Genomic DNA, 19,246 nt, shown 5'->3' on the forward strand with positions numbered 1-19,246 from the left:
CCAGGGCTCGCCGAGGCCAGGGCCGGCCAGGCCGGGGCTCGCCCGAGGCCAGGGCCGGCCGGGCCAGAGCTCGCCGGGGATCAGAGCCAGCCGGGGGCCAAGGCTCGCGGGGGACCAGGGCCCTCCCGGTCAGGGCTCGCCGGGGATCAGAGCCGGCCGGGCCAAAGCTCGATGACGATCTTCCCGGCGGTGTGGCCCTCCTGGCTGAGGGCGAAGGCCGCCGCGAGGTCGGACAGGGGGTAGGTCGCGGCGACGTCGACCGTGAGCCGGCCGTCGTCGGCGAGCCGGCCCAGCGCGGTGAGGTCCTCGGCGACGGGCCGGACCCACATCCACTGGCCGCCCGCGCCGAGCACGGTGTGGTCGGCGATGGACGCGTGCCGGCCGCCCTCGCCCAGGACGGCCAGGGTGGCGTCGAGGACACCGCCCACGAAGTCCGCGACGACGGTGACCCCGCCGGGGGCCAGGTCGCGGACGCGCCCGGCCAGCCCGTCCCCGTACGTGACGGGCTCGCAGCCGAGTCCGCGCAGCCGGTCGTGGTTGCGCGGCGAGGCGGTGCCGATGACGCGGGCGCCGAGCGAGCGGGCGATCTGCACGCCGAGGGAGCCGACGCCGCCGGCCGCGCCGTGGACGAGGACGGTGTCGTCGGGGCCCGTGCCGAGCCGGTTGAGCAGCTGGTAGGCGGTCAGCCCGGCCAGCGGCAGGCCGGCCGCCCGCTGCCAGTCGAGCGAGGCCGGCTTGGCTGCGAGCGCCCGGACGGGCACGCTGACGTACTCCGCGAAGGTGCCGCCGTGCACGTAGTCCTTGCGGGCGTACGCCATCACCTCGTCGCCGACCTCGAACTCCGGTACGTCGATGCCGACGCGCTCGACGGTGCCGGCGACGTCCCAGCCCGGGATCACGGGGTACACGACGTCCATCAGGCCGTCGAGTCCGCCCGACATGATCTTCCAGTCGACCGGGTTGACCGACGCGCACCGCACCTTGACGAGCACCTCCCCGGGGGCGACCTTGGGCAGCGGCATCCGTGTCTCGCGGAGCACCTCCGTCCCGCCGTACGTCTCGTACGTCATCGCCCGCATGGTGTTCTCGGACATCCTCGCGACCTCTCCGTGTGCCGTGGCCCGCCGCCCCTCCCATCCCACCACGAGCACCCCCCGCCACCCCGAGAGGCGGGGCGGCGACGGCGCGGCGCGGGCACCCGGAGCCGGCCCCGGCCCCGGGGCCTCACTCGTACTCGGTGCCGCCCTTGCGGGTCAGGTAGGCCGGGCTGACCGCTTTGGCGATGGCCCGACCGCCGACGACCGGGCTGTAGCGCTCGGTCACCGGCCGTACGACGACGCCCTCACGCAGGTGCAGGCCCTTCCCCGACACGGTCTCCCGGCCGCTCGCCAGCTCCAACACCCGCTCGGGCTCGTACGGGCCGGTGTACAGCCGGGGCACGAGGGGCAGTTCGCCGTCCTCCAGCACCTCGGCCGGGTCCAGCCAGCGCACCTGCCCGTCGACCTCGGCCGAGACGTCGAAGACGGCGTAGCCGGGCGGGGTGTCGGCGTCACCGGACCGTGCTCCGTAGCCGAGGTCCTGCACGCCGGCCCCGTAGACCTCCGCGAAGATCCCGACCCGGGTCGCGCCGAGCCGGCCGGCCAGTCGGGCGGCGACCTCGGGGACGCCGTGGCCGCGTACGGCACGCCAGTAGAGGTTGCGCTCGTCCTCCTTGAGCGCCAGCCCCCGGGAGCCGAAGCCCTTGGAGGAGACCAGGACCCGGTCGTCGGCGACGAGGTACGTCGTCAGGCAGGCCGTGCCGTGGAGCTTCTCCGTCAGGACGACGGGCTCCCCCGGCTCGAAGATCCCCGGGTAGCGCTGGAGGTTCTCGACGTCCACCCAGGGCAGCAGGTCGGCCGCCGCCTCGACGTCGCCGTCCATGGTGGTGGGGACGGGCGGGGACCATTTGACGACGCCCAGCGCCTCGGCGAAGTCCGTGCCGTCCTTCGCGGCCCGCGCGAGGTCGACCCCGTCCAGGGCGCGGGGCCGGCACACCAGGCCCTGCGACAGCTCACCGCGCAGCCGGACGGCCTTGACCCGGTTGTGGTCGCCACCGGCCAGCCGACCGGTCAGACCCAGCTCCTCGATCAACGCGGCGGGCAGGACGGCCTGTTCGGGTATGTAGAGCGCGAAATCACCGCTGCGGTAGGCGCCTTTGGCGACGACGGCGCGGTAGAGACCCACTTGCGCGAGCTCCAACGCGTCGGCGTTGGGATGCTCGTGGACGGTCAGTTCCTCGACGGTGACACGGAGGGTGGACATGTGCGGCTCCCGGATCGTTGGGTGGGTCGGACGTGCTGGCCCCCTCACTGTCGCGGCGCCATTTACGCTGGTCCAGCGGATATCCGGGTGTTAGCCTGCGCCGCCGGACCGCACGCCGGTGGGCACTTCAGCAAGGAGGGGCACATGGCACGTCATCCGGTCACGGTGGTCACCGGAGGGAGCCGGGGGATCGGCGCGGCGACCTGTCTGCGGCTCGCGGCGGCGGGCCACGACCTGGTCCTCGGATACGCGCGGGACGAGGCGGCGGCGCGGGCCACCGCCGAGCGGGTCCGGGCGGCGGGCGCCCGGTGCGTGACCGTGCGCGGGGACACCTCCGAGGAGCGCGCGGTGGAGCGGTTGTTCGACATCGCGGTGGCCGAATTCGGCGCGGTCACGGGTCTGGTGAACAACGCGGCCGTCACCGGCCCCTTGGGGCGCCTCGCCGACGCCCGGACCGAGGACCTGCGGCGGGTCGTGGACGTGAACCTCCTCGGGTACCTGCTGTGTTGCCGTCGGGCCGCCCGGGACATGGCCGAGGGCGGGGGTGGCGCCATCGTGAACGTCTCCTCGGCGGCCGCGACCCTCGGCAGCCCCGGTGAGTACGTGCACTACGCGGCCACCAAAGCGGCCGTCGACGCCCTCACCGTCGGGCTGGCGAAGGAACTGGGCGCGGACCGCGTAAGGGTCAACGCCGTGGCCCCCGGCGTCATCGAGACCGACATGCACGCGGCGATGGGCGACCCCGACCGGCCGGCGAAGGCGGCGGCGAGCATCCCGCTGGGACGGCCCGGCCGGCCCGAGGAGGTGGCCGGGGCGATCGCGTGGCTGCTGTCCGAGGAGGCCACGTACACGACGGGGACGGTGCTCAGGGTGTCCGGCGGACGCTGACGCACCCCGCACGCCCCCGGCTCGGGCTCAGCCGAAGGCCGCCCTCGTGGCCGGGCCGTAGACGCCCCTCGGGTCGCCCTTGATGTCCCGGTCGCGCTGGAGCTGCGCCACGCCGCGCTCGGTCTGCTTGTCGTAGACCCCGGTCGGGGAGACGTACGTGAACCCCTGTCCGTAGAGCCGCTCCTGCAGGGCGCGCACCTGCGGCCCGCTGTCGCCACGCCTCAGGGTCCCGGAGGCGTCGACGGGCGGCTTCGCGGTGGGCGTGACAGGCTTCGCGGCCGGGGTCGCCGAGGGCGAGGGCGTCACGGTCGCGGAGGCCGTGGGGGTGGCCGGGGCGGAGGACGCGGTCCGGGGCGCGGTCGGCCGGGCGGACCCGGCCTCGGAGGCCGGTTCGGCGCCCGAGCCGCCGGCGGCCAGCGCCGGTACGGACAGTCCGGGGTGCGGTACGGCCCGCGCGGGCTCCCGTTCGGGCCCGCCGGAGAGCAACCACAGCGCGCCCGCGCCGCACACGGTGAGCAATGCGAGCGGCGCGACCAGCGGCAGCCGCCGCTGGTCGCGCCGGCGACGCGGCGCCGGCTCCGGCGCCCGCGGTTCCTCGTGTACGGGGACCGGCACGGCGGGGCCGAGCGGCCAGGCGGGGGTCGTGGCGTGGGCGTAGGCCGTGGGCGGGGTCACGTAGGGGCGGACCAGCGGGCCGTCTTCGGGCGGGGCGCCCTCGTGGGGTTCTGGGGACATGGTGTGTCCTCCCGGCAGGGTCGGGGGCCGATGCGGCGGTGCGGTACCGGCCCCCGTCCGGCCGGTCAGGCCCTGCGCCGCCGGGCGACCAGGACCATGCCCGCTCCGGCGACCAGTACGGCGGCGCCGCCGATCGCGAGCGGGACCGCCTTGCCCGCGCCCGTGAGCGCGAGATCGTCCAGCAGGCCGCCGGATCCGCCCGTGACCGGCGGAGGTCCGCTGCGGGACGGGCTCGGGGTCGGGGTCGGCGTCGGCGCGTCGGACGGATCCGCCGTGGCCGGAGCGGTGGAGGTCGTGCCGTGGGTCCCCGTGACCCCGAGGCCGGCCGCGCGGGCGGCCGGCGCGGCGGCGAGGGTTCCGGCCAGGCCCAGGAGCAGCGAACCACCGACCGCGAACGCGGCGAGGGGGGTACGGGCGGATATCGGCATGGAAGGGGTCTCCGAAGTGCGGCGGACGCGGTGGCTCTTGAGCGGACTCTTTCCGTCCGGGACCGCCTCGTCAAGCCGCATGTCCGATCCATCCCATCCATCCGTTCTGTGCGGGACGGACCCGACTCAGGCACCCCACCCCTCGGTTGCCCCGGCCACGACCCCGCCCTCGGCGGCCCGCCGATCGCCGTCACCCGGACGCGTGAGGGGCCTGTCCGGATCGCTCGCCGACTACGGCATGGTGGTCGCATGCAGTTACGCCGGGCCGCCCTGCCCCTTTCCCTCCTCGCGCTCCTCGCGAGCGCCGGCTGTGTCTCCGTCGGCCCGGAGTCCTCCGTTCCGGCCCCGGCGCGTGGCTCCGTACCGCCGGTGGACACGCCCGACCCGTCGGGCGGTTCGCATGCGCGCCGCCTCGGCGAGGTGCCGGCCGAGCTGCCCCTGCCGTTGGGGGACCTGCCCGAACCGCCGCCGCCCGCCCCGGAGCCGCGGGATCCGCCGCCCGCGCGGAAGGTCCGTCCGCCCGTCGAGCGGCCGGCGCAGCCCGTCAAGCCCCGCCGCGTACGGCCGCCCAAGCCGGCCCCGCCCCGCCCACCGCGCCCGGCGTCGCCGCGGCTACCGGGTGGGGAGGAGTTGTGCGCGGCGGCGGAGGGCACGCTGCCGCCGTCGGTGGTCGACTTGTGCGTGCGCCAGTACGGCGGCTGAGGCGCGGCCGGTCTCGTGGATCCGGCAGGCTTGACCCTCACACCGTGTCAGGCCGTGCAGTGGAGGAGTCATGTTCACCATCGGAGACTTCGCCAAGCACGGCCGGGTGTCGGTCCGCATGCTGCGTCACTACGACGCCATCGGACTGCTGCGCCCCGCGCGTGTCGACCCCGTCAGCGGCTACCGCTCCTACGAGGCCGGGCAACTGGCCCGCCTCAACCGTGTCATCGCGCTCAAGGACCTCGGCTTCACCCTCGAACAGGTGGGGGCGATCCTCGACGAGCGGGTCGGTGCGGAGGAACTGCGCGGCATGCTGCGGCTCCGGCGGGCGGAATTGGAATCGGCCGTCGCCGAGGCCACCGCCCGCCTCGCCGGGGTCGAGACGAGGCTCCGGACCATCGAGAGCGAGGGAACGATGCCCACCGACGAGATCGTCGTGAAGAGCCTGCCGCCCGTCCGACTGGCCGAGTTGCGCGGGATCGCCGACAGTTACGCCCCGCAGGACATCGGGCCGGTCATCGGCCCCCTCTACGACGACCTGTGCGGCCGCGTCGAAGCCGCCGGGGTGGTCCCGACGGGACCGGGGTTGGCCTACTACGAGGACGCTCCGGACGGTCCGCCCGGGTCCGTGCTCGTGCACGCCGGCATCCCGGTGGCGAGCGCCGTGCGCGCCGGGGATCTCGGGGGCGGGGTGCGGATCGTCGAACTGCCCGGGGTGGAGCGGGCGGCGACCGTGGTGCACCGGGGGGCGATGGATTCGGTCCTGCCGACGGCGCAGGCCCTGGCCCGGTGGATCGACGCGCACGGGCACCGCTCGGGCGGGTACGCGCGGGAGTTGGCGCTGGCCTGCCCCGATGACCGGGACCTCTGGGTCACCGAGCTCCAGGAGCCGTTGGCGCCGCCGGCCTCCTGACGGCACGCCGCCGGCCCCGGACGGCCGCGCAGCGGCGGGCGGCTCCGCTGCGGGCCGTGCGCAGCCGCCGTACCGTGGCGTGGCCGCGCCGGCCCCATTCGCCGCGCGGCAGCCCGGCGCGCTGACCGCCGCCGGTGATCAGAGCGTTGACCGGGGCGTGCGGGTCGGCGGCCAGCCCCTTGGCCACCAGGACGCCGACCACCAGCGGGGTCAGCGCCACGGCGAGGGCCGATCCGGCGGCGGTCACCCGGCGCAGGCGCGCGGGGCGGGGGTCGGGGGCGGGGTGCGGGGTGGTCCCTGAGGTCATGCCGTCATTCCAGCGCCCGCGCCGCGACGGGGCATCGGGGCGGGTACTCAGAGCTCCCGGCGCCGGGTACTCAGACGCGGGTGTACGGTCCGGCGTACGGACGGGAAAGTACGGGCGGGAAAGAGGGGGTGCGGGGTGCCGATCGGCCATGACTCGGGTTTCGAGCCGGCGGACGGGGACGGCCCCGAGGAGACCGTGGCGGACGCCGGGCGCGCGGCGGAGGTACGCGCCGCGTACGAGGGGCTGCTCCAGATCCGCCGCCTGACGGGCGGGGTGGAGGCGCCCTCCCCGTGGGAGCTGCGGCTGATGCCGCGCGCGGTGGCGATCGTCCTGGAGGCGGCGGGACACCCGCCGTCGGCGGTGGACGCGCGGGGACTGCGCAGTCGCACGGGGTACCGGGTGGTGCCCGGGGCGGACCGGGTCGAGGTGACCTGGACCGGCCCGCCCGGGAGCGGCGCCGCCGCCGAGGAGCGGGAGCGGCTGAAGGCCTGCGCGGCGGAGTTGGAACGGCACGGCTGGGAGTGCCTGCTGTACCGGGGCCCGCGCGGGCGGCGCTTCCTGGAGGTGGAGGCGCCGCCCACCGGGCGGGCGTGACGACAGCCCCCTACGGCTTCCCGAAGGTGAGCGTCAGCTGCGGGGTGCCCTCGTTCGCCGCGGCCTCGGAGGACCACAGCCACAGCGCGTCCGTCCCGGGGCTGGTCAGCGCCAGGTCGATCGTGGCACCGAGGGCGCCCGCGACGGTGGCCGTGGTCAGCCCCGCCGTGTGGACCGCGGAGCCGTCCGGGACCCCGGGGAACGCCCCGAGGGCCGGTGCGCCGACGGCCGGGCGGTTGGCGTACGTGGTCCCGCCCTCCGTCCACGCGCCGGCCACGGGTACCACCGAGACGGTGTCCGTGGTGCCGGCGCCGCTCATGGTGCTGGTCTTCACGCTCAGCGTGGCCGACTTCAGCACCGTGCCGGCGGGCGCCGCGGGCAGCGCGAAGCGCAGGTAGCTGCTGTAGAGGGAGGTGCCGCGCACCGCGAGGGAGCCGGACGTGCCGTAATTGGTGCCGGGGGCGCCCGCGTTGGCGTACGTGTCCTCGGACGCGGTGACCCGTACGACCGAGTCCGCGGGGGCGGTGGCCAGGGCGTAGTGGTTCTGTACCTGGGCCGCGCTCAGGACGGTCGGGTAAACGGCCGTCTCGTCCAGTCGGCCCGCCCAGTGCTCGCTGAGCGGCCGGTTCGGCCAGCCGCCGAGGCCGTCGCCGCCGGTGCGCCAGTAGCCCGCGAAGTTCTCGTGGGTGGTGACGTTCAGGGTGCCGCGCTGGACGCCGTCGACGTAGAGGGTCATCCCGCCGGGGCCCTGGGTCGCGACGACGTGGTGCCAGGCGTTGTCGTTGTAGGAACCGGCGGTGGTGATGGTGCGGGTGGCTCCGGTGTACACGCCGAAGACCAGCCGGCCGTCGTTGGTCATGTAGACGTGCTTGTCGTACTGGCCGCTGCTGTTGACCTGCTGGTTGCCGAAGCCGACGAGTTTGCCGCCCCGGGTGGTGTTCGTCCGGAACCAGGTCTCGACGCTGTAGGTGGAGCCCACCGTCTGCCGGCGGTCGGCGTACACGTGGGCGTCCGTGCCGTTGAAGCCGATCGCGGTGCTCGCGCCGGAGACGGCGCCGGGTGACTGGCGCAGGGCCGGGGCGTTCAGGTGGACGCCCGCCTGGTCGCCGCCGTCGGAGGAGTCCGCGACGTACGGGAGCACGGATTCGTCGTAGCGCCAGTACAACCGGGCGCCGTCCGCGCGGACCTGGCTCGGGTACGCCTCCGCGCCGGCCGGCACCGTCACGCTCGCGGGCGCCGAGAGGGCGCTGACGTTGCCCGCCGCGTCCGTCGCCGTCACCCGGTAGGTGTAGCTCTGGCCGGCCTGGGCGGTGGTGTCCGTCCAGGAGGCCTGCGGACGCTTGAAGAAGAGCGAGTCTGCGGTGACCGTGCCGATCGGGGTCGCCGCGCCGTTGCGGTGGATCCGATAGGTGAGCGCGCTGTCGTCCAGGTCGAGGCTGGTGCGCCACCGCACCTGCACCTCGCCCGGCCTGAAGCTCGCCGCGCTCGCCACCGGGACCGTGGGCGCGCCCGTGTCACCGGTCGAGGAGAAACGCGTCAGGCTCTGCTGGGCTCCGCCGTTGACGGTGGTGAACTCGCCGCCCACCCACAGGTAGCGCGTGCCCGCCGTGGCGCCGACGGTCATCACGCGCGGGCCGATGCCCTCGCCGATGCCGTCGTTGGTGTCGGGCGCCCAGCCGAGCTTGCCGACCCCGCTCGTCGGCTGCGCGAGGAGGTGGTGGCGGTGCCCGTCGGGGAACTCGCCGACGCTGGAGCAGTCGTGCGCGTGCGAGGCACTGTAGAGCACGTTGGCGTACGGCAGGACGGCCTGGGTCGCGCCCAGGCAGGTGTCGCGCCAGCGTTGGCCCAGGTCGGACAGGTTCAGGGCGATGCGGCCGTCGAAGACGCCGCCGCCGGTGCCCTCGTTGGCGGTGTAGAAGCCGGTGCCGTCGGTGGCGATGTCCTTGACCACCGAGTGGGTCTCGATGAAGCCCGGGTAGGACTTCGCGAGGGCGCCGCTCGTCGCGTCGACCACCGCGAGGGCGTGCGTGTCCGTCCCGTTGACGGTGAAGAAGTCCCCGCCGAGCAGCACCTTCGACCCGTCGGGCGTGACCTCGACGGCCCGCCCCGGCTCGTCCGCGTCGGCCCGGAAGGGGCGCAGCGCCCCGTCGGCGCGGGCGACGGCGGCGAAGCGCTGCCGCGGCTGACCGGCGACGGTGAGGAAGTCGCCGCCCGCGTAGACGGTGTCGGCGGTGACGGCGAGGGCCCGGACGGTGGCCGCGAAGGCCGGGCGGAAGTCGGTCTTGACGGTGCAGGTCGCCACGTCGACGGCGGCGAGGCTGGAGACCGGGGTGCCGTTGACGGCGCCGAAGTAGCCACCCGCGTAGAGGGTCTTCCGGTCCGGGGAGAGGGTGAGCGCGCGGACGGTGGCGGTGCCGCTGCCGATGGTGAAGGACAGGGTGCAGGAGGTCGGGGCGCCGGTCGCGGCGTCGAACGCGGCGAAGTTGACGGCCGACCGCTCGCTCCCGGCGGAGCCGGCGGGCGGCCGGACGGTGGAGAAGGTGCCGCCGGCGAAGACCGTGCCGCCGGCCTCGGCGAGGGCCCAGACGACCCCGTTGGGCTGCCAGGTGGGCAGCGCGTCCGCGGTGAAGGCGACGGGCGGGGTGATGGCCGCCGCCTCGGGTACGGGGCCGAGCCCCAGGAAGGCGCCGGTGCCGGCCAGGGACAGGGCGAGAGCGACCGCCGCGCCTCTGGATGTACGCGATGTACGCGATGTACGCAATGTGCGTGATCTACGCATGAACCCCCCAGTTCGTGTGCGTACTGCTGCGGGTGCGGCGCGCGGGACGCGCGGGGCACCGTACGGATGGCCGGACGCCCAGGAAGGGGTGCACGGGGATCCGTACGGGCGCACCCTAGGACGAATCCCCGGTCCGGTCAGCACACTTGACCCATCGGATGCCGAACGGCCTACCCTCGGGGCATGATCGCTCCCTCCGAACCCACCGCCTCCCCCTTCTCCGCCGCCCCCGTGGAGCTGGTGATCTTCGACTGCGACGGGGTGCTCGTCGACACCGAACGCATCGCGGCGCGCGTACAGGTCACGCTCGGCGCGCGCTTCGGCTGGCCGCTCACCGAGGCCGAGGTGATCAGCCTCTTCCTCGGCCTCTCCGACGCCTCCGTCCGCGAACAGGTCGCCGCCCGGCTCGGCGACGCCGTCGCCCTGGAGTGGGAGGAATCGTTCAGGCGCCTGCACGCGGAGGCCGTGGACGTCGGCCTGTCCCCCGTCGAGGGACTCCCCGAGGCCCTCGCACGGATCACCCTGCCGACCTGCGTCGCCTCCAGCGGCTCCCACGAGAAGATGCGGCACACCCTGGGGCGTACGGGTCTCTACGAGCACTTCGCGGGCCGCATCCACAGCGCGTCCGAGGTCCCGCGCGGCAAACCCGCCCCGGACCTCTTCCTGTACGCCGCCGCGCGCATGGGCGTCGACCCGGCGGCGTGCGTGGTCGTCGAGGACAGCCCGCCGGGCGTCGAGGCGGCCCGCGCGGCCGGCATGCGCTCCCTCGGCTACGCGGGCGGCCTGACCCCCGCCCCGGCCCTCGCGGGCCCGGGGACGACGGTCTTCACCGACATGCGCGACCTCCCGGCCCTGCTGGGCCTCGCCCCGTGAAGCGGCGCACCGCCAAGCGGCTGTCGCGCGAGCTCGTGGCGGCGGCGGGGCGCGACGATCCGGCCCGGGTGACGGCGCTCCTGCGGGCCGGGGCCCCCGTGGACGGCCCCGACCGCGAGGGCACCACCGGCCTGTACGCGGCGTCCGTGGCGGGCGCCGAACGGGTCGTACGGCTCCTGCTCGCGCACGGCGCCGCGCCGGACCTGGAGAGCGGCGGCCCGACGGACGGCACCCCGCTGTGCGCAGCCGCCGGTTGGGGCGAGGCCGCGACGGTCCGCGCGCTCCTGGAGGCCGGGGCCGATCCGGCGCTGCGGGAGGACGGCGGGACCGGCCTGTCCCCCCGGGAGTGGGCCCGGCGCGGCGGACACGCGGAGGTGCTGCGGATGCTCGGCGGCGCCTGAGCGCAGCCGCCGCCGAGACCCGGTCGCCGATCCACACGGGCGCGGTGAAGTGGGCGCCGGTTTCGGCCGAGACGAAGAACGCCCGGCGTACGCCGGGGCGCGTCAACCGCGACGGCCGCGCGCCACCCGTGCGCGCCGGCGGGCACCGCGAAAACCGCCCCGCGCCGGTGCGCGTCGCTCTACGGTGCCCTGAGGCAACGGCATCGGAGGGGTGGGGCTGATGGACGACGAAGAGGACATGCGGCTGGCGCGGATGACGCCGGAGATCTCCCGCCGCACCCTGGCGATGCTGCGCGGCCTCGCCGGGCTGGAACCACCGGAGCAGGTGCCCGAGGACGCCATGCTCGTCGCCGACGAGATCCTCGCCGAGCACGGCACGGACGGACTGCGCGTCCTGGTCATGACCCTGGCCGCGTGGGCGACGGCGCAGATCGAGAACGTCGCGGAACTGAGCGGGCGCAGCCACGAGGCGGTCCTGGACGCCATGGAACTCGCCTGTCTGGAGGCGAACGCGGACGACTAGGGGACACCTCCTAGGGTCGGTTCCGGCGCCGGTCGGGGACACTGGGACCAGGGGGGTCCTGATCGGAGGCTGCCGTGAGCACACCTTCCCCCATCCGCGTCGCCGCCGTGCTCTCCGCCGAGCACCGCGCACGACTCATGTCGCACGCCCGTGAGGTCCAGTTCCCCGAGGGGACGCGCATCTTCGACGAGGGCGGACGGGCGGACACGTTCTGGATCGTCCGCTCGGGCACGGTGACCCTGGAGGTCCCGGTACCGGGGCCCCGGTCCGCGCCGGTGGAGAGCCTCGGGCCGGGCGAGCTCGTCGGCTGGTCGTGGCTGTTCCCGCCGTACGTCTGGCAGCTGAGCGCGGAGGCGATGACGCCGGTCCGGGCGTACGAGTTCGACGCGACGGTGGTACGGATGCTCATGGACGCCGACCCGACCTTCGGTTCGGCCCTGGGCCACTGGGTCGGCCGCGTCCTCGCCGTCCGTCTCCAGCAGACCCGCATCCGCCTCCTCGACCTCTACGCACCCCGCTCCTCCCCCACCCGCTGAGCCGCTCCCAAAGGGTTGTGGGGGGCGTGTTCGGCCGAATCGGCCGTCCGTTCCCCCACAGGTCACGGCGTGCCCATCGCTGCGGTCTGCGGTCACGCACTCACGATCGGTGACGAGAAACAGCGGTACGAACGGGCGTTCACGCGCTGCATCCGCAAGACTCCCGTCCGTTATCCGAAACACCGAGCCGAGGAGTGTTCGTAATGCGGTCCATCAGCAGGAGCTTGGGACTGGCTTCCGGAGTCATGGCGCTCACCGCCCTCACCGCACTGGTCGGGACCGGAGCGGCCGACGCCGCCCCGTCCGGTACGCGGAGCCTGTACGCGCCCTCCGCGCTCGTGGTCAGCGTGACGGCCGGCGAGAACGCCGCCGAGGGGACCGTACTGCGCGCCGTGACGCTGGTGTGCGCGCCCCGGCCGAGCGGTACGCACCCCGCTCCGGCGGCCGCCTGCGCCGAACTGCGCGCGGCGGGGGCCTCCCTGGACCCGCTCGCCGCACCGCGGCAGGACGCGGCGTGTACGCGGGAGTGGAACCCGGTCACCGTCACCACCGACGGGGTGTGGCAGGGCCGCCGGCTGAGCTGGTCGCACACCTTCGGCAACCCGTGCGGCCTGCGCAGCAGCACCGGCGTGCTGTTCGGCATCTGAGGCGGGCCCCGTCAGCCGCTGCGGGTTCCGCCGCTTCGCCGCTCAGCCCAGTTCGAGGCTGGTGACGCCGTAGAGCGCGGGCAGGTCCACCTGTGGGGCCGGCCCCGTGTACATCCGGGCGGCCTCGAACGTGGGGTTGAGTCCGAGTCGGGCCATCAGGGTGGTCGCGGCCGGGTTCGCGTCGGGCACGTCCACGGCGATCTCCCCGCCGGGGGCGTGGTCGGCGAGGCGACGCAGCAGGATGGCGGCCACCTGCGGGGTGGCGGCGTAGAGCGGGCCGACCCGCGAGGCGCCGCTGCACGGCCGGATCACGCCGAGGCCCTCGATCCGCCCGTCCCGGACGGCGGCGAGGGCGGTCCGGCCGGGCAGCCCCGTCCACGCGGACAGGAAGGCGTCGCGGCGCTCGGGGAAGAACCGGCGGTCGTAGGCGGCGAGTCGGGCGAAGGGCAGCGTGGCCGCGTCCACGATCCGCACCGGCTCCCCCGCGAGGTCCTCGACGGCCGCCGGGATCCCCTCGTGGCGGACGTTGTTCCAGGCCGAACGGAAGCCGGACCTGCGGTAGTTGTCCTGCTGCTCGACCACCCCGTCCAGGCCGACGAGCCGCCCCTTCAGCCGGTCCATGCCTGCCTGCCAGACGCGGAAGCCGTAGCCCTTGCCGCGCATGTCGGGGCGGGCGATGTAGAAGCCGATGAACCCGAAGTCGGCGCCGTAGCGGATGGCGGAGATCGATGCCACCGGCTCCCCGTCGAGCCGTCCGAAGAGGAAGCCCTCCGGGTCGGCGACCGCGAAGGCGAACCGGTCGGTGTCGCCCGGGTTCCAGCCTTCGGCGTCCGCCCAGGTGCGCAGCAGTTCCATGTCCGCGGCACTCGCGCCGCCGATCTCGAATCCCGTCATGTCGGGAGTTGTATCAGAACCCGCCCGCGCCGGTCCGCCAACGGCCGTACGAGGCACCGCGCTTCGGCCACGGCCCGGGGCCGGGCGCACACACCGGCATCAGCCCGCGCAGATCACGTCGTCGAGCTGGATCGGGCGGGAGTCGAGCCGGACGTAGGCGGTGAAGGTGTCCGTTTCACCGTCGCCCCAGTGGGTGGTGACGGTGGCCCAGCCGACGCCCGCCGCCCGGGCGACCGTGGCCGGTCCGACCTCGATCCGCTCCGGCCGGTCGCCGGCGCACAGCACGACGTCGAAGTCCGGGGTGCCGTTCTGTTTGTCCTTGAGCTGCTGGGAGGTCCGCAGCCTGCGCTCCTCGGGCCTCGGGCCGTGATCGCCGTAGAAGTCGACCAGGAAGCGGGTGATCTCGTCGGCGGTGTGCCGGTGGTGGCCGAAGCGGCGGGGGCCCGGGTCGGCGTCCCGTGCGGTCGCCGGGACCGCCGCGACCAGGGGGAACAGCGCGGACATCGCGGTCACGGCGATCAGCAGGGCGCGCGGGCGGAGGGGAAACGGTGTCATGTCCGGTTTCTAGCGGCCCGGACCGGGCCGGGCGCGGGGGGCGCGACGTGGGCTCACTCCGGTGGAGGTCCGGATTCACCGCAGAAACGACCCTGCGGGGCGGGGGGCGGGGCGGGCCCGGCACAATACGGTCGCGGTCCGGCACCCCGGCTGCGTAGGGTCGCCACCATGGGGAAGCCGCTTGTCGCCGTGTTCAGTGGAGCCGGCATGTCGACCGATTCCGGTATCCCGGACTACCGGGGACCGCAGGGACTGTGGCGTCGGGAGCCCGACGCCGAGAAGCTCGTGACGTACGCGTACTACATGGCCGATCCGGAGATCCGCCGCCGGTCCTGGCGCATGCGCGCCGAGCTCGGGGCGCTCGCCGCCCGGCCGAACGCCGCGCACCTGGCGGTGGCCGAGCTGGAGCGCGGCGGGACCCCGGTGCGGGTGATCACGCAGAACGTGGACGGGCTGCACCAGCTCGCCGGGATGCCCGCGCGGAAGGTGTTCGAGCTGCACGGGACGGCCCGGTCGGTGGTGTGCACGGCCTGCCACGCCCGCTCCGGGATGGACGAGGCGCTGGCCCGGCTGGCCGCGGGGGATGCCGATCCGGCCTGTCTGGCCTGCGGCGGCATCCTGAAGACGGCGACCGTGATGTTCGGCCAGCGGCTCGACCCCGAGGTGCTGGCGCAGGCCGTGGCGGTGGCCAAGGGCTGCTCGATCTTCATCGCGGTCGGCAGCACCCTCCAGGTCCAGCCCGCCGCCTCGCTCGCCGGGATGGCGGCCGAGGCGGGGGCCCGGCTGATCATCGTGAACGCGGAGGAGACCCCGTACGACTCCCTCGCCGACGAGGTCATCCGCGAGCCCATCGGCACGGCCCTGCCCGCGCTCCTGAGCCGCATCGCGACCTAGCCAAGCGTCTTCGGGGTGTCGGCGGCCCGTCGCATGGCGGCCACGTCGAGCTTCTTCATGCGGTACATGGCCGCCGTGGCGCGGGCGGCTCGGGCCGGGTCGGGGTCGCTGACGAGATCGATGGCCTCGGTGGGGATCACCTGCCAGGAGACGCCGAACCGGTCCTTCACCCAGCCGCAGGCGACTTCCTCGCCGCCGTCCTGGGTGAGTTCCGCCCAGTAGTGGTCGACCTCGGCCTGGTCGGCGCAGTCGATCTGGAAGGAGATGGCCTCGGTGAAGCGGAACTGCGGGCCGCCGTTGAGCGCCACGAACCTCTGGCCGTTCATCTCGAACTCGACGGTCATCACCGAGCCGGCCCGCTCGGGGCTCGCCTGCGTGTAACGGGTGGTCCGGCCCCGGCGACCGTCCTTGAAGACGGACAGGTAGAAGTCGACGGCGGCCTCGGCCTCGCCGTCGAACCACAGACACGTGGTGAAACCTCGGGTGGGCATCGGTGCCTCCGGGCGGTAGGGGTGGACGACCTCGCGCCGTCCACCCCTACGGACAGGTCCCGCGCCCGAAACTCATCGGTGGGCGCGGGACCTGCTGCCGGGTTCACCCGTACGGGTGCGGGCGCCCTACGCGCCGAGCATGCGGTCGACGACCCGCTCGGCGGCGCGGCCGTCGTCCAGGTCGCAGTATTCCTCGCGGAAGGCGGCGCGGGCCGTCGCGTACTCGGCGGCGAGCGCGTCCGCGTTCCGTACGGCTTCGACCAGGCTCGCCGAGTCCTGCAGCAGCGGGCCGGGGGCCTTCTTCTCCAGGTCGAGGGTGAAGCCGCGCAGGGTGTCGCGGTAGTGCTCCAGGTCGTACGTGAACAGCAGGATCGGCCGGTCCGTCAGCGCGAAGTCGAAGATCGCGGAGGAGTAGTCCGAGATCAGCACGTCGGCGACGAGCAGCAGGTCGGTGGTGTCGGGCCAGCGGGAGACGTCGACGACGAACCCGTCGCGCACGCCGTCGCGGACCTGCTCGCTCACCTTGTGGTGGCCGCGCACGAGCAGGACGTGGTCCTCGCCCAGTTCACGGCGGGCCGCGTCCAGGTCGATGCGCAGGTCGAGCTTGTAGCCGCCGGTCCAGCCGAGCCGGTTCTCGCGCCAGGTCGGCAGGTAGAGGACGACCTTCTTGCCCTCGGGCAGGCCGAGGCGGCGGCGGACCTCGGCGATCCGGTCGGCGTCGGGTCGCAGCAGCGCGTCCACGCGCGGGCTGCCGGACTCGACGACCTCGCCCTGGTAGCCCAGCGCGCGCCGCAGGACGGGCGTGGCCCAGGTGCTGGGGGAGGCGAGCAGCGTCCACTGGGCGCTGTCGTGCTCCAGTCCCTCCAGTACCTCGGGGCTGGTGTAGTAGTCGTGGGTGAAGTCGTAGCCGATCTGCTTCAGCGGCGCTCCGTGCCAGGTCTGGACGACGGTCTGGCCGGGGCGGCGGCGGAAGGTGAGCGGCACGCTGTCGTTGGTGACGTAGTAGCGGGCGCGGGCCAGGACGTCCCAGGCCTCCAGGCTGTCGTACTGGACGGCGCGGGCGGTCGGCGGGACCTCGGCGCGGCCGTCGCGGACGAGCCAGATGTGTTCGAGCTTCTCGCCGCGGCGCAGCAGCTCCTCGTGGATGGCGCGGGGCGAGTCGCCGGCGGCGTTGCCCTGGAAGGTGTCGTAGACGGCCATGTCCTTGACGGGCAGCTCGCGCTGGGCCGGGTAGGTCACGTCGCGGGCGACGCGCTGGGCGTAGCGGGAGCGGTCGTGCGGGCTCAGGAGCGGGTCGCAGACCAGCACCATGCGGTCGTGCAGGCGGGCCTCGACGCGCATGCGACGGCCGAGGACCGTGAGGGCGTGCGGGCCGCAGGAGAGCGCCGGCGGGATGAGCTGTACGGGGGCCCCGCGGTCGACGCCGAGCAGGCCGGCGGTGGTGCCGCCCTCGCGCACCGGGCGGACCGTGGGCCACCAGCGGCCCTGCGGGAGGGTGGTGCGGCCGGCGTACGGCTCGGGGAGCACGGGTTCGAAGGCCGCTTCGAAGCGGTCGCCGTCGCGGCTGATCGGGTAGCTGAACTCGGTGCCGTAGTGGTTGTGCAGGACCAGTTCGTACGCCTCGCCGGCCTCGGCGGCGGGCAGCCGCAGGGTGCCGCGCAGGGTCAGGGTGCCGTCGTGGGCGACGACCTCGTCGACGAGGGGCGGGGTGGGCTGCACGGACAGGACGAGGTGGCCGCTCTTGGCGCGCTTGGCGAAGACGGTGCGACCGCTCTCGTCGCCGGGGATCGGGGCGACCAGGCCGGTGAAGCCGCCGCGTTCGTCGTGGGCGACGGGGTGGCGGGTGCCGTCGGCGCGCACGACGGTCAGGTTCCACGGCTCGGGGGTCCACTCCCCCGGCGACGACTCGGCCGGCGGTACGGCTCCCAGATCGGCGAGCGGGACGACGGCGCTGAAGGGGACGCGTCCGCCGGAGGGGGCCGCGGTGGTGCGGATCGGGAGGGTGAGGACGGTGCCGCTCGCGCTGTGCGCGACGCGCAGGGTGGCGCCGTCGCCGACCTCGGCGGCCAGTTCGCCGGTGAGTTCCAGGGCGTCGTCGCCGGCGGGGCGTACGTCCAGGACGCGGGCACGGACGATCTCGACGTGGACGGTCAGCGCGCCGGAGACGGTCGGCAGGATGCGGACGTCGGGGGTGGCCCAGTAGGCGGGCGGGGTCAGGCCGCTGTCGTGCTCGCCGCCCTTGAGGCGCGCCCGGTGGAGGCCGCCGGCGCCGGTGACGGCGACGGAGGTGGTCCATATGCCTTCGCGCCACTTGCCGCCCGACTGGAAGACGGTGGGGTCGACGACGGCGGTGAACCCGGCCCAGTCGGCGTGCTTCAGCGCGAGGTGCGGGGCGTTGACGGTGGCCATCGGGGAGGCGACGGTACGGGTGCTGACGACGGTGCGGCGGCGCTTGCCCTGCTCGCGGAAGACCAGCATCTTGCGGGAGCCGAGGCGGCTCTCGGCGCCGAGGTGGCCGGGGATCGCGTAGCCGCGCAGCAGGAGCTTGCCGTCGCTCCAGGCGGCCTGCTCCAGCCGGCTGACGACGCGGCGCTCGCGCGGGCCGAGGGTCAGCAGCTTGGCGGGGACGGGCGCCTTCAGGAAGGGGTAGTCGGCCTGCGGGCGGGCCAGTCCCTTGACGGGCACGCTGTAGCTGAAGTCGCGCTGGTGGTGCAGGAGGCCGATGAACTCCTCGACGCGGCCCTCGCGGGCCAGGTACGCCTTGAGCCGGTCGGCGACGGTCAGGTCGTTCCAGGGGTCGGTGCCGATCTCCCGGATGAGGCCGCCGACCTCCTTGACGAACGCGGCGCGGAAGTCGGCGCCGCCCTCGGCGACGTACTTGTAGATGAGCGGGAGCTCTTCGCTCAGCACGTTGCGGTCGTAGTCGCGCAGGTAGCGGGCGTACTTCTCGCCCGGCTTGGCGAGCAGCGCCTCGCGGACGAGGCGGACGGAGGTGACGCGGTCGATGACGGAGACCGGGTCGGTGGAGCGCTGGGTGATGGAGCGCTCGCCGGTCTCGCGCACCCGCCAGTGGTAGACGACGTCGCTGATCACGTCGACGCTCTTGGCGAAGTAGTGGGCCGGGATGCTGACGGGGGCGTCCTCGTAGAGGATGCCCTCCGGGTAGCTGAATCCGTGCTCTTCCCAGAAGCCGCGCCGATAGACCTTGTTCCACGCGGTGCGGTCGGTGACCAGCGCCGGGAACTTGGAGATGTGGGTCGCGAGCTGCGTCTTCGCGAATGCGGCACGGTGGCCCCAGGACTGCTGCATGCCGACGGAGCGGAAGCGCTTGACGTTGCCCGCCGCGAAGTCGGAGCCGGTCTCGTCGAGGGCGCCGATCAGGCGCTCGTAGGCGTGGGGCGGCATGGTGTCGTCGCTGTCGACGAAGGCGATGTACTCGCTGCCTTCGGAGGCGTGCCGGAAGCCGACGTTCCGGGCGGCGCCGAGGCCGGCGTTCTTCTGGAGGACCAGCCGGAAGCGGGGGTCACGCTCCGTGAAGGTCTTCGCGATCATCGCGCTGGTGTCCGTGGACCCGTCGTCGACGATCACGACCTCGAAGTCGTCGAACGTCTGCGCCGCTATGGACTCCAGGCACTCGTCGAGATAGAGCTCGACGTTGTAGACGGGTACGACGATGCTCAGGCGCGGGGGCATGGGTAGCGGATTCTCCAGCGTTTTTGCTTTGTCGATGGCGTGATGATCAGCTGATTACAGCATCCTACTCTGTAACGGGATGATAAAGTCCG

Annotated in this window: 20 protein-coding genes; 10 read left to right on the plus strand and 10 right to left on the minus strand. The window is 74.1% G+C overall.

What is annotated here, in order from left to right:
* Positions 1–146: 146 nt before the first annotated feature.
* Together M4D82_RS03855 and M4D82_RS03860 are read right to left on the minus strand one after the other, a co-directional pair.
* The gene (locus M4D82_RS03855; RefSeq protein WP_249771433.1) at positions 147–1,079 is read right to left on the minus strand and encodes an NADP-dependent oxidoreductase; all 933 of its coding nucleotides are present in this window, start codon (positions 1,077–1,079) and stop codon (positions 147–149) included.
* A 145-nt stretch (positions 1,080–1,224) separates the two neighbouring features.
* Entirely contained in the window at positions 1,225–2,301 is a 1,077-nt protein-coding gene (locus tag M4D82_RS03860) for an RNA ligase (ATP) (protein ID WP_249764671.1), read from the minus strand.
* 144 nt (positions 2,302–2,445) lie between these two features.
* Here M4D82_RS03860 and M4D82_RS03865 point away from each other — a divergent pair, with 144 nt between their 5' ends.
* The gene (locus M4D82_RS03865) at positions 2,446–3,189 is read left to right on the plus strand and encodes an SDR family NAD(P)-dependent oxidoreductase (protein WP_249764672.1); all 744 of its coding nucleotides are present in this window, start codon (positions 2,446–2,448) and stop codon (positions 3,187–3,189) included.
* A 27-nt stretch (positions 3,190–3,216) separates the two neighbouring features.
* Here M4D82_RS03865 and M4D82_RS03870 read toward each other — a convergent pair whose 3' ends face one another.
* Complete coding sequence (locus tag M4D82_RS03870) at positions 3,217–3,924, minus strand: peptidoglycan-binding protein (RefSeq protein WP_249764673.1); 708 nt, start codon at positions 3,922–3,924, stop codon at positions 3,217–3,219.
* Positions 3,925–3,989: 65 nt separating this feature from the next.
* Entirely contained in the window at positions 3,990–4,433 is a 444-nt protein-coding gene (locus M4D82_RS03875; RefSeq protein ID WP_249764674.1) for a hypothetical protein, read from the minus strand.
* A 168-nt stretch (positions 4,434–4,601) separates the two neighbouring features.
* On the opposite strand from M4D82_RS03875, the gene M4D82_RS03880 reads away from it, so the two are divergent.
* Both M4D82_RS03880 and M4D82_RS03885 read left to right on the plus strand, forming a co-directional pair.
* Positions 4,602–5,054 (plus strand): hypothetical protein, encoded by a 453-nt coding sequence (locus tag M4D82_RS03880; RefSeq protein ID WP_249764675.1) that lies wholly within the window; start codon positions 4,602–4,604, stop codon positions 5,052–5,054.
* 70 nt (positions 5,055–5,124) lie between these two features.
* Positions 5,125–5,967, plus strand: coding sequence for a MerR family transcriptional regulator (locus M4D82_RS03885; protein ID WP_249764676.1), 843 nt, complete (start codon positions 5,125–5,127; stop codon positions 5,965–5,967).
* Here M4D82_RS03885 and M4D82_RS03890 read toward each other — a convergent pair.
* A complete protein-coding gene (locus tag M4D82_RS03890) occupies positions 5,927–6,274 on the minus strand; it encodes a hypothetical protein (RefSeq protein ID WP_249764677.1) in 348 nt (115 codons plus the stop codon). The genes M4D82_RS03885 and M4D82_RS03890 overlap by 41 nt on opposite strands.
* Positions 6,275–6,409: 135 nt before the next feature.
* Here M4D82_RS03890 and M4D82_RS03895 point away from each other — a divergent pair, with 135 nt between their 5' ends.
* Positions 6,410–6,868, plus strand: coding sequence for a hypothetical protein (locus tag M4D82_RS03895; protein WP_502988868.1), 459 nt, complete (start codon positions 6,410–6,412; stop codon positions 6,866–6,868).
* A gap of 10 nt (positions 6,869–6,878) precedes the next feature.
* Here M4D82_RS03895 and M4D82_RS03900 read toward each other — a convergent pair whose 3' ends face one another.
* A complete protein-coding gene (locus M4D82_RS03900; RefSeq protein ID WP_502988869.1) occupies positions 6,879–9,629 on the minus strand; it encodes a LamG-like jellyroll fold domain-containing protein in 2,751 nt (916 codons plus the stop codon).
* A 201-nt stretch (positions 9,630–9,830) separates the two neighbouring features.
* Between M4D82_RS03900 and M4D82_RS03905 the strand changes: the two genes are divergently transcribed.
* The 5 genes from M4D82_RS03905 (at position 9,831) to M4D82_RS03925 (ending at position 12,627) form a co-directional block, all read left to right on the plus strand.
* Entirely contained in the window at positions 9,831–10,520 is a 690-nt protein-coding gene (locus tag M4D82_RS03905; protein WP_249764679.1) for an HAD family hydrolase, read from the plus strand.
* On the plus strand, positions 10,517–10,921 hold the full coding sequence (locus tag M4D82_RS03910) for an ankyrin repeat domain-containing protein (protein WP_249764680.1): 405 nt from the start codon (positions 10,517–10,519) through the stop codon (positions 10,919–10,921). The genes M4D82_RS03905 and M4D82_RS03910 overlap by 4 nt, the downstream gene beginning before the upstream one ends.
* Positions 10,922–11,141: 220 nt before the next feature.
* On the plus strand, positions 11,142–11,444 hold the full coding sequence (locus M4D82_RS03915) for a hypothetical protein (RefSeq protein WP_249764681.1): 303 nt from the start codon (positions 11,142–11,144) through the stop codon (positions 11,442–11,444).
* Positions 11,445–11,518: 74 nt separating this feature from the next.
* On the plus strand, positions 11,519–11,980 hold the full coding sequence (locus tag M4D82_RS03920; RefSeq protein ID WP_249764682.1) for a Crp/Fnr family transcriptional regulator: 462 nt from the start codon (positions 11,519–11,521) through the stop codon (positions 11,978–11,980).
* A gap of 245 nt (positions 11,981–12,225) precedes the next feature.
* Complete coding sequence (locus M4D82_RS03925; protein ID WP_249771437.1) at positions 12,226–12,627, plus strand: SSI family serine proteinase inhibitor; 402 nt, start codon at positions 12,226–12,228, stop codon at positions 12,625–12,627.
* A 42-nt stretch (positions 12,628–12,669) separates the two neighbouring features.
* Here M4D82_RS03925 and M4D82_RS03930 read toward each other — a convergent pair whose 3' ends face one another.
* Together M4D82_RS03930 and M4D82_RS03935 are read right to left on the minus strand one after the other, a co-directional pair.
* A complete protein-coding gene (locus M4D82_RS03930) occupies positions 12,670–13,521 on the minus strand; it encodes a GNAT family N-acetyltransferase (RefSeq protein ID WP_249764683.1) in 852 nt (283 codons plus the stop codon).
* Between the two features lie 99 nt (positions 13,522–13,620).
* Positions 13,621–14,076 (minus strand): hypothetical protein, encoded by a 456-nt coding sequence (locus M4D82_RS03935; protein WP_249764684.1) that lies wholly within the window; start codon positions 14,074–14,076, stop codon positions 13,621–13,623.
* Positions 14,077–14,244: 168 nt separating this feature from the next.
* Between M4D82_RS03935 and M4D82_RS03940 the strand changes: the two genes are divergently transcribed.
* Positions 14,245–14,970: an SIR2 family NAD-dependent protein deacylase gene (locus tag M4D82_RS03940; protein ID WP_249764685.1), complete on the plus strand. Its 726-nt coding sequence runs from the start codon at positions 14,245–14,247 to the stop codon at positions 14,968–14,970.
* Here the strand turns inward: M4D82_RS03940 and M4D82_RS03945 are convergent.
* Both M4D82_RS03945 and M4D82_RS03950 read right to left on the minus strand, forming a co-directional pair.
* Positions 14,967–15,461: a VOC family protein gene (locus M4D82_RS03945; protein WP_249764686.1), complete on the minus strand. Its 495-nt coding sequence runs from the start codon at positions 15,459–15,461 to the stop codon at positions 14,967–14,969. The genes M4D82_RS03940 and M4D82_RS03945 overlap by 4 nt on opposite strands.
* Positions 15,462–15,587: 126 nt before the next feature.
* On the minus strand, positions 15,588–19,154 hold the full coding sequence (locus tag M4D82_RS03950) for a bifunctional glycosyltransferase/CDP-glycerol:glycerophosphate glycerophosphotransferase (protein ID WP_249764687.1): 3,567 nt from the start codon (positions 19,152–19,154) through the stop codon (positions 15,588–15,590).
* Between the last annotated feature and the right edge of the window lie 92 nt (positions 19,155–19,246).

Origin of the sequence: Streptomyces sp. RerS4 (assembly GCF_023515955.1) — a bacterium.
Classification (GTDB): Bacteria; Actinomycetota; Actinomycetes; order Streptomycetales; family Streptomycetaceae; genus Streptomyces.

Excerpts from the sequence above, each read along its gene's own strand:
- M4D82_RS03855 (WP_249771433.1), bottom strand. The coding sequence starts at position 1,079 with ATGCGGGCGATGACGTACGAGACGTACGGCGGGACGGAGGTGCTCCGC.
- M4D82_RS03860 (WP_249764671.1), bottom strand. The coding sequence starts at position 2,301 with ATGTCCACCCTCCGTGTCACCGTCGAGGAACTGACCGTCCACGAGCAT.
- M4D82_RS03865 (WP_249764672.1), top strand. The coding sequence starts at position 2,446 with ATGGCACGTCATCCGGTCACGGTGGTCACCGGAGGGAGCCGGGGGATC.
- M4D82_RS03870 (WP_249764673.1), bottom strand. The coding sequence starts at position 3,924 with ATGTCCCCAGAACCCCACGAGGGCGCCCCGCCCGAAGACGGCCCGCTG.
- M4D82_RS03875 (WP_249764674.1), bottom strand. The coding sequence starts at position 4,433 with ATGCGGCTTGACGAGGCGGTCCCGGACGGAAAGAGTCCGCTCAAGAGC.
- M4D82_RS03880 (WP_249764675.1), top strand. The coding sequence starts at position 4,602 with ATGCAGTTACGCCGGGCCGCCCTGCCCCTTTCCCTCCTCGCGCTCCTC.
- M4D82_RS03885 (WP_249764676.1), top strand. The coding sequence starts at position 5,125 with ATGTTCACCATCGGAGACTTCGCCAAGCACGGCCGGGTGTCGGTCCGC.
- M4D82_RS03890 (WP_249764677.1), bottom strand. The coding sequence starts at position 6,274 with ATGACCTCAGGGACCACCCCGCACCCCGCCCCCGACCCCCGCCCCGCG.
- M4D82_RS03905 (WP_249764679.1), top strand. The coding sequence starts at position 9,831 with ATGATCGCTCCCTCCGAACCCACCGCCTCCCCCTTCTCCGCCGCCCCC.
- M4D82_RS03915 (WP_249764681.1), top strand. The coding sequence starts at position 11,142 with ATGGACGACGAAGAGGACATGCGGCTGGCGCGGATGACGCCGGAGATC.
- M4D82_RS03925 (WP_249771437.1), top strand. The coding sequence starts at position 12,226 with ATGGCGCTCACCGCCCTCACCGCACTGGTCGGGACCGGAGCGGCCGAC.
- M4D82_RS03930 (WP_249764683.1), bottom strand. The coding sequence starts at position 13,521 with ATGACGGGATTCGAGATCGGCGGCGCGAGTGCCGCGGACATGGAACTG.
- M4D82_RS03935 (WP_249764684.1), bottom strand. The coding sequence starts at position 14,076 with ATGACACCGTTTCCCCTCCGCCCGCGCGCCCTGCTGATCGCCGTGACC.
- M4D82_RS03940 (WP_249764685.1), top strand. The coding sequence starts at position 14,245 with ATGGGGAAGCCGCTTGTCGCCGTGTTCAGTGGAGCCGGCATGTCGACC.
- M4D82_RS03945 (WP_249764686.1), bottom strand. The coding sequence starts at position 15,461 with ATGCCCACCCGAGGTTTCACCACGTGTCTGTGGTTCGACGGCGAGGCC.
- M4D82_RS03950 (WP_249764687.1), bottom strand. The coding sequence starts at position 19,154 with ATGCCCCCGCGCCTGAGCATCGTCGTACCCGTCTACAACGTCGAGCTC.